This window comes from Streptomyces sp. OR43, from assembly GCF_008042275.1.
Classification (GTDB): domain Bacteria; phylum Actinomycetota; class Actinomycetes; order Streptomycetales; family Streptomycetaceae; genus Streptomyces.
Genome location: NZ_RDBK01000022.1, coordinates 238,019 through 251,275, shown reverse-complemented (window position 1 = coordinate 251,275; position 13,257 = coordinate 238,019). Strand labels below are relative to the sequence as shown.

11 protein-coding genes are annotated in these 13,257 nt (G+C 70.2%); 6 read left to right on the top strand and 5 right to left on the bottom strand.

Annotated elements, in window-relative coordinates:
• Positions 1-83: 83 nt before the first annotated feature.
• Genes EAO72_RS10940 through EAO72_RS10920 form a run of 5 tightly spaced genes read left to right on the top strand, consistent with a single transcriptional unit; the run spans position 84 to position 6,333 of the window.
• Positions 84-1,445 carry an ABC transporter substrate-binding protein gene (locus EAO72_RS10940; protein WP_148017057.1) on the top strand — a complete coding sequence of 454 codons (1,362 nt, stop codon included), beginning with the start codon at positions 84-86 and terminating at the stop codon, positions 1,443-1,445.
• A 47-nt stretch (positions 1,446-1,492) separates the two neighbouring features.
• Positions 1,493-2,488 (top strand): carbohydrate ABC transporter permease, encoded by a 996-nt coding sequence (locus tag EAO72_RS10935; RefSeq protein ID WP_148017056.1) that lies wholly within the window; start codon positions 1,493-1,495, stop codon positions 2,486-2,488.
• Positions 2,485-3,360: a carbohydrate ABC transporter permease gene (locus EAO72_RS10930; RefSeq protein ID WP_148017055.1), complete on the top strand. Its 876-nt coding sequence runs from the start codon at positions 2,485-2,487 to the stop codon at positions 3,358-3,360. Before EAO72_RS10935 ends, EAO72_RS10930 begins: the two co-directional genes overlap by 4 nt.
• A 34-nt stretch (positions 3,361-3,394) precedes the next feature.
• Entirely contained in the window at positions 3,395-4,435 is a 1,041-nt protein-coding gene (locus EAO72_RS10925) for a hydroxyacid dehydrogenase (RefSeq protein ID WP_148017054.1), read from the top strand.
• Positions 4,432-6,333, top strand: coding sequence for a DUF2264 domain-containing protein (locus EAO72_RS10920; protein ID WP_148017053.1), 1,902 nt, complete (start codon positions 4,432-4,434; stop codon positions 6,331-6,333). Before EAO72_RS10925 ends, EAO72_RS10920 begins: the two co-directional genes overlap by 4 nt.
• Positions 6,334-6,390: 57 nt before the next feature.
• Here the strand turns inward: EAO72_RS10920 and EAO72_RS10915 are convergent, their stop codons facing one another.
• From EAO72_RS10915 to EAO72_RS10905, 3 genes are read right to left on the bottom strand one after another with little or no spacing between them, the layout of a single operon-like run.
• Positions 6,391-7,023, bottom strand: coding sequence for a LutC/YkgG family protein (locus EAO72_RS10915; RefSeq protein ID WP_148017052.1), 633 nt, complete (start codon positions 7,021-7,023; stop codon positions 6,391-6,393).
• Complete coding sequence (locus tag EAO72_RS10910) at positions 7,020-8,561, bottom strand: LutB/LldF family L-lactate oxidation iron-sulfur protein (RefSeq protein ID WP_148017051.1); 1,542 nt, start codon at positions 8,559-8,561, stop codon at positions 7,020-7,022. Before EAO72_RS10910 ends, EAO72_RS10915 begins: the two co-directional genes overlap by 4 nt.
• A complete protein-coding gene (locus EAO72_RS10905; RefSeq protein WP_148017050.1) occupies positions 8,558-9,325 on the bottom strand; it encodes a (Fe-S)-binding protein in 768 nt (255 codons plus the stop codon). Before EAO72_RS10905 ends, EAO72_RS10910 begins: the two co-directional genes overlap by 4 nt.
• Positions 9,326-9,590: 265 nt before the next feature.
• Here EAO72_RS10905 and EAO72_RS10900 point away from each other — a divergent pair, with 265 nt between their 5' ends.
• Positions 9,591-11,267, top strand: coding sequence for an L-lactate permease (locus tag EAO72_RS10900; RefSeq protein ID WP_148017049.1), 1,677 nt, complete (start codon positions 9,591-9,593; stop codon positions 11,265-11,267).
• On the opposite strand, the gene EAO72_RS10895 is transcribed toward EAO72_RS10900, so the two are convergent.
• Together EAO72_RS10895 and EAO72_RS10890 are read right to left on the bottom strand one after the other, a co-directional pair.
• Positions 11,264-12,034 (bottom strand): FadR/GntR family transcriptional regulator, encoded by a 771-nt coding sequence (locus EAO72_RS10895; RefSeq protein ID WP_148017048.1) that lies wholly within the window; start codon positions 12,032-12,034, stop codon positions 11,264-11,266. The genes EAO72_RS10900 and EAO72_RS10895 overlap by 4 nt on opposite strands.
• A 224-nt stretch (positions 12,035-12,258) precedes the next feature.
• Positions 12,259-13,190 (bottom strand): IS5 family transposase gene (locus tag EAO72_RS10890; RefSeq protein ID WP_410090209.1). Its coding sequence is split into 2 segments (ribosomal slippage): positions 12,259-12,789 and positions 12,792-13,190, totalling 930 coding nucleotides; the frame shifts between segments, so codons are not numbered across the junction.
• Between the last annotated feature and the right edge of the window lie 67 nt (positions 13,191-13,257).

Here is a 13,257-nt window from a genome sequence, read left to right as displayed (position 1 = left end):
TTCTTCTGAGCGATCTATTGACCACTACCGATCAGCCGATCAGTATTCCCCGTGTCTTCATTCAGGAGCCGCGGGAGGCGCCCATGCCCGGTCGACACAGCCGTCGATCCGTGCTCGCCACGATGACCGCACTACCGCTGGCGGGCGCGCTGAGCGCCTGCAGCGGTGGCACATCGGGGGCGGACAGCACGAGCAGGACCAGCACCACCGGCAGCACCGCCGGCCGCAACGCCACACGCATCACCTTCTGGTCCGCCCTGCGGGGCAGCCAGGAAGTCGTCGACGCGTTCAACCGGACGCACGACACGATCCAGGTCGAGTTCCAGCAGATCCCCTCGGGCCCCCAGGGCGGTTACGCGAAACTCAGCAACGCCTCCCGGGCCGGCAACGGCCCGGACATCGCGACGATCGAGTACCCCCAGCTCCCCGGGTTCGCCATCGACGGCGTCGCCCGGGACCTCACGGACCTGGTGAGCGACTCGCTGCGGTCCAGACTTCTGCCGCAGGCACTGGGCCTGACCACCTTCGACAAGCGCGTCTTCAGCCTTCCGCTGGACGTCGAGCCCATGGTGATGCACTACCGCGCCGACCTCTTCGAGCAGTACGGGATCGAAGTCCCGGGGACCTGGGACGAGTTCGAGGAGGCGTCCCGCACCGTGCGCCGCAAGGCGCCCGGCCGCCGGCTGTCGGCCTTCGCCACGGACGGCGCGTTCCAGTTCGCCTCGTTCGCCTGGCAGGCCGGTGCCCAGTGGTTCGACACCCGCGGCGGCGCCTGGAACGTGTCGCTGGCCGACGAACCGAGCCGGCGCGTCGCGGCGTACTGGCAACGGATGATCGACCAGGACCTGGTCTCCATGACCCCCGTGGACAGCAGGGGGTACGACGCCCTGCTCAGCGCCGGCAAGATCCTTGTCCGGCTCAGCGGCGCCTGGGACGCCGGCGCGCAGATGAAGGCACGCCCCGGCCAGAAGGGGCAGTGGGCCGTCGCACCGCTCCCCCAGTGGAACGCGGGGGACGCCTCGGTCGGCACCCACGGCGGCTCGACCTTCGCGGTCACGAAGGACAGCGAACACCCCGAGGCCGCACTTGAGTTCATCGAGTGGCAGGTCTCGCATCCCGACGCGCTGAGGGCCCGGCTCTCCAGCGGCGCCAGCAGCCAGTACCCGGCCGCCCCCGGTCTTGTCGCCGTCGGCCGCAAGGCCTTCGACCGCGCCTACTACAACGGCCAGGACATCTACACCCTGTTCGAGCAGGAGGCGGACAAGATCCGGGACGGCTGGACCTGGGGACCGCGGATGACCGCCACGCAGAAGGTCATGCAGGACGGCTTCGCCCGGGTGGGCGGCGGCCAGGGCTCGGTGCTCGAATCCGTGCGCGCGGCCCAGCGGGGCACCATGCCCGACCTCAGGTCGCTGGGTCTGTCCACCACAGAGCACAGCAGCTGACCGTGATCCGTCCCCCTTCCCAGCAGCAGAGAGGCAGGTGACCTTCGATGACCACCCCCGTCACCACGCCGGCTTCCGCCCCCGTGAACGTCTCCGCGGCGGCGCCGGCACCCACCACGTCCCCGCGCACCGCCCGAAAGCCGGCCCGCCGCCGTGAACTCGGCGCGGCCGGCGCCCTGATGACTCCCTTCTTCATCCTGCTGGTGACGGTCTTCCTGATCCCGGTCGGCACCGCCGTCTGGCTCAGCTTCTTCAGCGACGACCAGCCGGGGCTCGGCTTCGGCCCGGAGCGCACGGTCTTCGTCGGCCTGCGCAGCTACACCGCCGTACTGACCGACCCGACGTTCCTCAGCGGTCTCGGCACCGTCGTCCTGTACTGCCTGATCTACATCCCGCTGATGGTCGTCGGCGCGCTGGCACTGGCGCTGCTGCTGGACTCCGGCGTGGTGCGGCTGCGCTCCTGGGCGCAGCTCGGACTCTTCCTGCCGCACGCCGTGCCCGGCATCATCGCCGCCGTCATCTGGCTCTACCTCTACACACCAGGGCTGAGCCCGGTCATCGACCTGCTCGGCAAGGCCGACATCACGATCGACTTCCTCGGGGTGCACACGGTGGTGCCCTCGATCGTGAACATCGCCCTGTGGAGCAACCTCGGCTACAACATGGTCGTCTTCTACGCCGCCCTGCAGGCGGTGCCGCGCGAAGTCATCGAGGCGTCCGTCGTCGACGGCGCCGGACCCGTCCGCACCGCACTCCAGATCAAGACGCCCCTGGTGCGTTCCTCCGTCGTGATGGTCGCGATGTTCACCCTGATCTTCGCGCTCCAGCTCTTCACCGAGCCGATGCTGCTGAGCCAGTCGACCCCGATGATCAGCTCGCGCTTCTCGCCCAGCATGTACATCTACGACGCCGCGTTCACCCGGAACAACTACGGTCTGGCGGCGGCCGCCTCGGTCGTCCTGCTGGTGTGCACGATCGCCCTCTCGTACGGCGTGACCCGCTGGACCAACCGCTCCGACGCCGCCGAGGAGGACGCCCGATGAGCGCCACCGCTCCCACCCGCACCGCCGCAGTCCTGCGGCCCCGGCTCCTCGGCCGCTCCGTCGTCAACCTGGTCGTCGGCATCTCGGTGCTGTACACGCTGCTGCCGGTGCTGTGGCTGGTGCTCGCCGCGTCGAAGGACCGGGACGCGCTGTTCGGCAGCGACGTGCTGTCGCTCGACCACTTCTCCTTCGCGCGGAACCTCAAGGACCTGTTCGCGATGGACGGCGGTCTGTACACCCGGTGGTACGGCAACAGCCTGCTGTACGCGGTACTCGGCGCCGGGCTCGGAGCGCTGATCAGCATCGCCTGCGGGTACGCCTTCGACAAGTACCGCTTCGCGCACAAGGAGAAGCTGTTCGGCCTCGTGCTCGCGGCGGTGATGGTGCCGCAGACCGTGCTGGCGCTGCCGCTGTATCTGATGGCGTCGGGCACCGGGCTGGTGAACACCTTCTGGTCGGTCTTCATACCGGTGCTCTTCAATCCGTTCGGCGTGTACCTCGGCCGGATCTTCAGCCAGGGCTACGTACCGAACGAGGTGCTGGAGGCGGCCCGGGTCGACGGGGCCGGCGAGCTCACGACGTACTTCCGGGTCGCCCTGCGGATGCTGGGTCCCGGTCTCGTCACCGTGTTCCTTTTCCAGCTCACCGCGATCTGGAACAACTTCTTCCTGCCCATGGTCATGCTCTCCGACCAGGACCTCTATCCCGTCAGTCTCGGCCTGTACACGTGGAACAGCGCCGCCACCGTATCGCCCGAGTACTACCCCGTGGTGATCATGGGTTCGCTGCTCGCGGTCCTGCCGTTGATCCTCGCCTTCGCGTTGCTCCAGCGCTTCTGGAAGTCGGGGCTCACGGCGGGCGCCGTGAAGTAGCCGGACCGCGCACCCCTCCGGAATCAGGAGAAGAATGACCGGCACCATCCCCCTCGCACCCACCGGACGACGACGGCCGCGCGCCGCCGTCGCCATGCAGCCGGCCACCGCGGACGCGCTGCTGAACACCCGGTCGCTGGCCGCGCTCTCACAGGTGTGCGACCTCGCGCCACCGCCCGTACTCGACGACTTCACCACCGACCGGGCCCGTGCCGTGCTCGCGGACACGGAACTCCTGGTCACCGGCTGGGGCTGTCCGCCGCTCGACGCGGCGGCGCTCGCCGCGGCGCCCCGGCTGCGGGCGGTGGTGCACACCGCGGGCAGCGTCCGCGGGCACATCACCGACGCCTGCTGGGAACGCGGCATCGAGGTGTCGTCGGCCGCGGCCGCCAACGCGCTCCCGGTCGCGGAGTACACCGTCGCGATGATCCTGCTCTCCGGCAAACGGGCCCTGGAGCGGGCGCACTCCTACCGCTCGGAGCGGACCCGCGACGACTCGCTGACCACCTCGCCCGCCCTGGGCAACTACGGCCGGACGGTGGGCATCCTGTCCGCCTCGCTCATCGGCCGCCGGGTCATCGAGCTCCTGCGCCCGTACGACCTGCGGGTGCTGCTGCACGATCCGTACGTCTCCGACGCGGAGGCGGCCGAGCTCGGCGTCCGGCCCGTCGGACTCGGTGAACTGTTCGCGCAGAGCGACGTGGTGAGCGTCCACACCCCGCTGCTGCCCGCGACGCGCGGGCTCGTCAGCCGGGAGCTGCTCATGTCGATGCGCCCGGACGGTGTGCTCCTCAATACCGCGCGGGGCGCCGTCGTCGACCAGGACGCGCTCGTCGACGTCCTGCGGCTGGGCCGCATCCGGGCGGTCCTCGACGTCACCGACCCCGACCGGCTGCCGCCCGGCCACCCCCTGTGGGACTGCGAGAACGCCCTGATCACCCCGCATCTGGCGGGCTCGCAGGGCAATGAGTGGCAGCGGCTCGTCGACCTGGCGGTGGGCGAGGCCGAACGCTGGGCCGCGGGCGACGGATTCGCCCATCCCGTACGACGCGAAAGGCTGGCCTTCCTCGCATGAACCGTCCGCACCCGAACTCCCCGCTGGAGCTTCCCGCCGACGACCGGGCCGCGAGCCCGTACACCGGCTACACCCGCGCGCACTGGGAGGCTGCGGCCGACGGTCTGCTGCGGGCCGCCTGGCAGTGGGCCACCCCCGGCAGCGCGCTCCTCGACCTGCCAGGTCGCCCGTCCGCTTCCGGGGTCCGGTCCGACGGTCTGGAGGGCTACGCGCGCACGTTCCTCGCCGCGGCGTTCCGGGTCGCCGGCGCGGACGGCAAGGACCCGCACGGCTGGCTCGACCGGTACGCGGACGGGCTGGCGGCCGGTACGCGCACGCCGGGCCGGGACGACGCCGAGTCCTGGCCACTGATCCTCGACCACACCGTCTTCGGCCAGCCGATGGTGGAGTCCGCCTCGGTCGCCATCGGGCTGCGGCTCACCCGGCCATGGCTCTGGGACCGGCTGGACCCGGCCGTGCAGGACCGCGCGGAGGAATGGCTGCGCGGCGCGCTCCGCCACACCCCCGCGCCGAACAACTGGTACCTGTTCCCCTACTCGGTGGCCGGGTTCCTCGAATCGGTGGGTCGCGCCGACGCGGAGACCGCGCGGGCACGCGAGCGGGCGCAGGACCTCATGGAGGGCTGGTACCGCGGTCAGGGCTGGTACGCGGACGGCGACGGCCGCGCCTTCGACCACTACAACGGCTGGGCGCTGCACCTGTACCCCGTGCTCGACGCCCACCTCAGCGGTGACGCCGAACTCTCCGCGCACTACGGGGCGCGGCTGCGCGAGCACCTGGAGGGCTTCGCCCTGCTGTTCGGCGGGGACGGGGCGCCGATCCACTTCGGGCGGTCGCTGACCTACCGGTTCGCGGCCGGTGCGGCGGTCGGGCTGGGTGCGCTCACCGGAGACACCCCGCTCACGCCGGGCGCGTCCCGCCGGGTGATCAGCGGGTCGCTGCGCTACTTCCTGGACCGTGGCGCGACCGGCACCGACGGCCTGCTGAACCTGGGCTGGCACGGTCCGCACGACGCCACGCTCCAGCCCTATTCCGGTCCCGCCTCGCCCTACTGGGCGTCCAAGGCCTTCGTCTCGCTCCTGGCCCCCGCGGACCACCCGCTGTGGACGGCGACCGAGGAGCCGGCGCCGAGCGAGGGGCCGGACCGGGTGCTCGCGCTGCCCGCCCCCGGGCTGCTCGTCCAGTCGACGCGGGCGGACGGGATCGTACGCCTGCACAACCACGGCAGCGACCATGTCCGGCCGCACGAGGGCGAGTCGGCGGTGGCCGACGACCCGCTGTACAGCCGTCAGGCGTACTCGACGGTCACCGGTCCGACCGCGCGCGCGAACCCGGCCGACAACCACCTGTCCGTGGTCGTCGCCGGCACCCGCAGCGGCCGCCGCGCCATCCGCCCGCTGGGCGCCGGGGGCGGCGAGGGCTGGGGCTGGGCGGCGTCCTGGCACCGTCCGGTCTTCGCGGGCGGGGCGCCGATGGTGCCGGGGCTCCGGGTGGAGAGCGTGACGGTGGTCCGCGGCCGGTACGAGCTCCGGGCGCACCGGGTGCTCGGCGCCCCGCACGGGGCGCGGGTGGAACAGACGGGCTGGGCGACGGGAGCCGGGTCACCGGTGACGTCCGCGCTGCACGGTCTGCACGGCTGGGAGTCGCGGGACGAGGTACGCGCCCCGCAGGGCACGGCGTACACCCCTTGGGCGGTGCTGCCCCGGCTGGGAGCGGACGCCGAGGGCACGGTGGTCCTGGTGGCGCTCGCCTCGCTGAGCGCGGAGCCGGGCGCGGAGGCGCTGGACGGTGTGGTGAGCGGGGTGAACGTCGACGGGGACAGCGTCGAGGTGTGCTGGGCCGAGGATTCGGCGACGACCCGGATCGTCTTCGGCCAGGTGACGGTCACGCACGGATGAGCCGGTAGCGGGACGGGGGTGCGCCGCCTTCCGGCGGCGCACCCCGCCCGCTACCCGTCACACGTCCGTGCGGATCACGACCGCGAGGGTGCGTGGCCCGTGCACGCCCTCGACCCGTTCCAGTTCGATGTCGGACGTGGCCGAAGGACCGCTGATCAGCGTCGTCGGCCGCTCCGGCACCAAACGGGCCACCGCCTCGGGTACGCCCACCTCCACGGTCGACAGATCGACGACGCAGACGTGCAGGTCGGGCACCAGCGACAATGCCCGCCTGCCTTGACCGGGCGATCCGTCCAGGAAGATCGTGCCGGTCTCGGCGCAGCTCACGGCCGAGGCCGTGACGACGCCGTCCAGCGAGTCCAGCCGCGGTGCGGGGATATCGGCGGAGTCCTGCCGCACCTCGCCGTCGTAGGCGGTGAGCCACTGCGGGTCGAGGCCGGTGGGCACGCCGATCCGGCGGGCTCCGCGCTGCCTCAGCACCTCGGCGACAACCTCGGCCGTGCGGTCGGCGGTGCAGGGATGGACCTGGGCCTTGTAGTCGACGAGCCGGTCGGTGAACAGCGACAGGCGTTCCTCGTCGGGGAGGGTGCGCCCGGTGCGGTAGGCGCGCGGGACCGGGGTGCCGGCTGCGGGTGCCAGGGCCAGGGCGTCACGGACGCGGCCGAGCACCGTTTCGCGAGCGGTCGTCACTTCTCGTCCTCCTGCTGCTGGTTCCGGGTGTGCGCGTCGGCGGCGGCCCGCATGGTCGCGGCTCCCTCGGCCGATGCCAGCCAGGAGCGGAAGGTCTCCTTGGGCGGGGCGGGCGTGTCGCGGCTGTCGCTCCAGCCATTGAAGGGCGGGGGCAGATGCGAGATCTTCCCGTCCCGTCCGGCGATGACGCGGCCGAGCCCGGACGCCTTCTGCGCGGCCGTGAACAGCTTCGGGCTCTTCATCACTCCGGCCGCCGCCTTCATGGCGAGTTTCTCGGCCGTGGTACCGGACTGCTCGGTGTGCTGGTGGCGCAGCTCGACCAGCAGCGACGGAATGTCGATCTTGACCGGGCAGGCGTCGAAGCAGGCGCCACACAGGCTGGAGGCGAAGGGCAGCGAGCTGTTGGGGTCGTCCTTGGCCGCGTGCATGCCGGCGAGCTGCGGGGTGAGCACGGCGCCGATCGGTCCGGGGTACGTCGATCCGTAGGCGTGGCCGCCCGCACGTTCGTACACCGGGCAGACGTTGAGACAGGCCGAGCAGCGGATGCAGTTGAGTGCCTCGCGCCCGATCCGGTCGGCGAGCGCGGCCGTGCGTCCGTTGTCGAGCAGCACCAGATGGAAGGTCTGCGGGCCGTCGCCGGGGGTGACTCCGGTCCACATCGAGGTGTACGGGTTCATCCGCTCGCCCGTGGAGGACCTCGGCAGCAGCTGGAGGAAGACCTCCAGGTCCTGATAGCGCGGCAGCACCTTCTCGATGCCCATGACCGTGATCAGGGTGTCGGGCAGGGTCAGGCACATGCGGCCGTTGCCCTCCGACTCGACGACGGACAGCGTGCCGGTCTCCGCGATGCCGAAGTTGGCTCCGGACACGGCGACCTTCGTCGTCATGAACTTCTCGCGCAGATAGGCGCGGGCCGCGGCGGCCAGGTGCGCGGGGACGTTGTCCAGGGACGGGTCCACGCCCGGGATCTCCTTGAGGAAGATCTCCCGGATCTCGTCGCGGTTGCGGTGGATGGCGGGCACCAGGATGTGCGAGGGCTTGTCGTGGGCGAGCTGCACGATGAGCTCGGCGAGGTCCGTCTCGTACGGGGTGATGCCGATCGATTCGAGGTGCTCGTTGAGGCCGATCTCCTGGGTGGCCATCGACTTGACCTTGATGACCTCCTTGCTGCCGGTCTCCTTGATCAGCCGCGCGACGATCTCGTTGGCCTCGCCGCCGTCCCGCGCCCAGTGGACGGTGCCGCCGCGTTCGGTGACCTTGCGCTCCAGCTCCTCCAGGAGCTCAGGGAGCCGGTTCATGGTGTCGGTCTTGATGGCCGATCCCGCGTCGCGCAGCTCCTCCCAGTCGGGCAGCTCGCCGGTGACGTCGAGGCGTTTGGCGCGGATGGTGTGGGTGGCCTTGCCGAGGTTGCGGCGCAGCTGTTCGTTGCCCAGGTCCTCGTGCGCCGCCGCGGGGAACTTCCGGTCGCCACGCAGGTTGCCCGTTCCGTACGGGGAGCGGGGCGGGGTCGCGGGCATGCCGAGAAAGGTGCTGCTCATCGGGCGGCCTCCGTCAGGACGTGCGGTGCGGTACGGGTGGAGGAGAGGATCTGGGCCAGGTGCAGGGTGCGGGTGCCGGACTTGATCCGGGAGAGCCCGCCGCCGATGTGCATCAGACAGGAGGAGTCGCCTGCGGTGCACACGGCGGCGTCGGTGGTGGCGATGTTGCGCATCTTGTCCTGGAGCATCGCGGTCGAGGTGTCGGCGTTCTTCAGGGCGAAGGTGCCGCCGAATCCGCAGCAGGCGTCGGCCTCGGGCAGCTCGACGAGGTCGATCGAGTCGACGGCCCGCAGCAGCCGCAGCGGCTTGTCACCGACGCGCAGCATCCGCAGGGAGTGACAGGTGGGGTGGTACGTGACGCGGTGCGGGAAGTAGGCGCCGACGTCGGTGGCGTCCAGCACGTCGACCAGGAACTCGGAGAGTTCGTACGTCTTGGCCTTCACCGTGGCGACGCCCGAGCGCAGCGCCGCGTCGCCGTAGCGCTCGGCGATGATCTCGTGCTGGTGGCGGACGGAACCGGCACATGATCCGGACGGCATGACGACCGCGTCGATCGAGGCATCGCCGAACTGCTCGGCGAAGTTGCGCACCAGGGGGACGGGTTCACGCTGATAGCCGGTGTTGACGTGCATCTGTCCGCAGCAGGTCTGCCCCGGCGGGAACACCACGTCGTGCCCCAGGCGCGCCAGCAGCACCGCCGTGGATTTCACCGCCTCCGGGAAGAGTGTGTCTCCCAGACAGGTGGCGAAGAGTCCGATACGCATGGGGCCTCCCCGATCGCAGTTTGTGGTCCGACCATACTACCCTCGGTCCGATTTGAGGAGAGGCGCACCACGCCCAGGCCCCTTTCAGGCAGCGCGGAGAAAGCCCTTTCCGCCACACATTCACCCGTACCGCACAGGGGAGTGACCTACCCGGCACTTGGTCCGACCTTATTGACATACGACATATGCGGTGTCCTACTGATCGCCGAACCAGCTGCCGGCACGCGGTTCGATCTGCCCGTACCGCTCGACGAGGAGTACTTTCGTGGCCCCCGCACCACCCGCCCCCACGCTCGCTTCGTACACACCGGATGTGCATGCCATCGGCGACAGCCTGCTGGCCACCGCCCTGGTGAGCCTCATCCCGCTCGCCGTGTTCTTCCTGCTCCTGATGGTGGCGAAGCGCTCGGCGCTGGTGTCCGCGCTGGGCTCGGTCCTCACCGCTCTGCTCGTGGCGGTGATCGGGTTCCGGATGCCCGTCGAGCTCGGCCTGCTCTCGGCGTCCCAGGGCCTGGTGTTCGGCCTGTTCCCGGTGATGCTGATCGTCGTGGCGGCCATCTGGTTCTACGAACTCACGGTCGTCAGCGGCAGGTTCGAGGACCTGCGCCGCTCGTTCAGCGCCGTCGGCCGGGGCGACCTGCGCGTCCAGGCGATGCTCATCGCGTTCCGCTTCGGCGGTCTGCTGGAAGCGCTCGCGGGGTTCGGAGCTCCCGTCGCCATCACGGCCGTGATGCTGATGGCCCTCGGCCTGCCGCCGGTCAAGGCGGCCGTGACGGTCCTCCTCGCCAACACCGCGCCCGTCGCGTTCGGCGCCATGGCCATCCCGGTCACCACGGCGGGCAACCTGACCGGTATCCCGGCCGAGGACATCGCCGCGGTCATCGGCCGCCAGTCCCCGCTGCTGGCGCTCTTCGTGCCCCTGCTGCTGCTCTTCGTCGTGGACGGCACCCGCGGAATCCGCCAGCTGTGGCCGATCGCCCTGGTCACCGGAGGCGTCTTCGCCGTGGCCCAGTACTGGTGCTCCAGCCACTTCGCGTACGAACTCACCGATGTGGTCGCCTCGCTCGCGGGATTCGGCGCCGCCGTGCTGATGCTGCGCTTCTGGAAGCCCCGCACACCCGAGGACCAGCACTCCCAGGTGGAGAACGAGGCGCTCACGCCGCGCCGGGTGACCTACGCCGTACTCCCGTACATCCTGGTGATCGCCATCTTCGCCCTCGCCAAGCTGGACATCGGCGGGGTCGACGTACCCGGGCTCCTCGGGCACCTCAACCTCACCATCGAGTGGCCGGGCCTGTACGGCGAGCTCCTCACACCCAGCGGCGAGCCCTCGTCCAGCGCGGTCTACAAGCTGGAGGTGCTGGGCAACCCGGGCACCCTGCTGATCATCTCGGGCATCCTGGTCACGCTGATCTACCGCTACGCCAAGGACCGCGACGCCTACCCGATGACCGGGCCCATGGCGCTCTCCGCGGCAGGACGCACCCTGAAGAACATGCGGGTCGCCATCATGACGGTCGCGACCGTGCTCGCACTGAGCTACGTGATGAACCAGTCGGGCCAGACCGTGGCCATCGGTACCTGGCTGGCGACGGCCGGCGGGCTGTTCGCCCTGCTCTCACCGATCCTCGGCTGGCTGGGCACCGCGGTGACCGGTTCCGACACGTCGGCCAACGCGCTCTTCGCCAACCTCCAGCAGACGGCCGGTCAGACCGCCGGCATCGACCCGACGCTGCTGGTCGCCGCGAACACCTCCGGCGGCGTGGTGGCCAAGCTGGTGAGTCCGCAGAACCTGACCATCGCCGCCACCGCCGTACAGATGCCGGGCTCGGAACGCATCCTGCTGCGCAAGGTAGCCGGGTACAGCGTGGGCATGCTGGCCATCCTGTGTGTCCTGGTCTATCTCCAGTCCACGCCGGCACTTTCCTGGATGCTGCCTTAGGGCCTCTCCTGGCCGGTGGCGCCGTCCGCGTCGTCGCCACCGGTCCGGTCCTCGTCGACCAGCGTGCCGTGGAAACCGCGGATGTGGAGCTCGGCGAGGTCGGCCGCCTCGTCACCCCGGTCGAGGCGCGTCAGCCTCAGCATCTCGGCGTGCTGACGGTTGAGATGCGCCTGGGTGGCCGGCCAGTCGTCGACCTCTTCGAGCGCGCGCAGGATGAGGGGGCGTACCGATTCCCGGACCGCCGAGGTCAGCGTCGACGTGAGCGCGTTACCGGAACTGCTGGCCACCTTGACGTGGAACCGGGTGTCGAGTTCGTTGAACTCCTCCGGCAGGATGCCCGGCTGCGACATCCGGTGGACCACCGCACCCGCCTCGTCCAGGTCCTCCTCGGAGGCGTGCGTCGCGGCGGCGGCGAAACTGGCGCGCTCCAGGGCGACCCGGGCCTCCATCACGTCGTGCAGGCTGTAGCTGCCGAGGGCGAAATGCAGGCGCAGCAGCCGCCCGAGCGCGTCGTCCGGGTTGCGCACGATGCGGGCTCCCGAGTCGGGTCCCCGGCCGGGCTGCGCCACGAGTACGCCGATGGTCTCCAGGACGCGGAGCGCCTCGCGCAGGGCGGAGCGGCTGACCCCGAAGACCGGGGCGAGTTCACGCTCGGGCGGCAGCCGGTCGCCGGCCCTGAGTTTTCCGGCGAAGACCTGCTCCTCGATGCTCTGGAGCACCAGCTCATGCGTCCGCGACTGCCGTACGGGTTGCCATTCGACGGGCATCCGCCACCCCCTGCCCCGGCCGGAGCCGTTCCGCTACCGGCCTCGTCCTCTTCCGAATCTCCCACTATGTCACACATGGCATGTGGTCGGACCAGAAAAAGGGCGGAGGGTTCAGGAAAGGGCGGAGAGCGCCGGGAGGGGCGGTGGGTTCCGGGAGGGGCGGAGGTTCCAGCAGGGCCGAGGGTTCCAGCACGGCCGCAGGGCTCTAGGCGCTGTTTCTCGGATCATGTTCTGAGCCAGATGACGAGTGCTGCGAGCGTGACGGTACCGAGGTAGATATAGGCGCGTTTCTCATAGCGGGTGGCGACGGCCCGGAAGCCCTTGAGGCGGTTGATGGTGCGTTCGACGGTGTTGCGCTTCTTGTAGCGCTCGCTGTCGAAACCGGTGGGGCGACCGCCTCGGGAGCCTCGGCTCTTGCGGTGTCTTTGCTGGTCAAGGCGTTCTGGAATCGTGTGCGGGATACCGCGTCGCCGCAGGTAGCGGCGGTTTCTGCGCGACGTATACGCCTTGTCCGCCAGGACACGGTCAGGCCGGGTTCGAGGCCGGCCCACTCCGGTTCGGGGCACCGATACCCGCTCCAGGACCCGCTCGAGCTGGGGTCCGCCACCGTAGTGTCCGGGTGTCAGGACAAACGCGAGGGGCCGGCATCGCCCCTCGGCGGCAAGGTGGATCTTGGTGGTGAAACCGCCGCGGGACCGCCCCAGACACTCACCGATCTGACCACCTCCTCCAGACGGGCGACCAGTTTCCGCAGTACCGGATCGACCTGGTTCGTCCCCCGTCCGGCCCCCTTTTGAGGAAGGGCGGCCGGAGGAGCCTTCTTCGCACCGGCGGCGTGCTGGTGAGCTCGTACTGCCGTCGAGTCCACCGACACATCCCAGTCGATACCGCCCGCCGCATCCTCGGCTGCCTGGATGCGAGACAACAGCATCTGCCAGGTTCCATCGGCTGACCAGCGGCGATGTCGTTTATAGACTGTCTCCCACGGTCCGAACCGCTCCGGCAAGTCCCGCCACTGGACACCGGTCCGCACTCGGTAGAGAACCCCGTTGATCACCCGGCGGTGATCGCTCCACCGACCACCACGCGCACCACCAGGAGGTAAGAACGACTCCAGTCGGTCCCACTCCGCATTCGTCAGATCCCCTCGCCCCATACAGCCAGCCTGGCCTAATTGAGCCGCTCAGGTCAGCAGATCCCAAAAGCAGTTCCGAGGGCATACC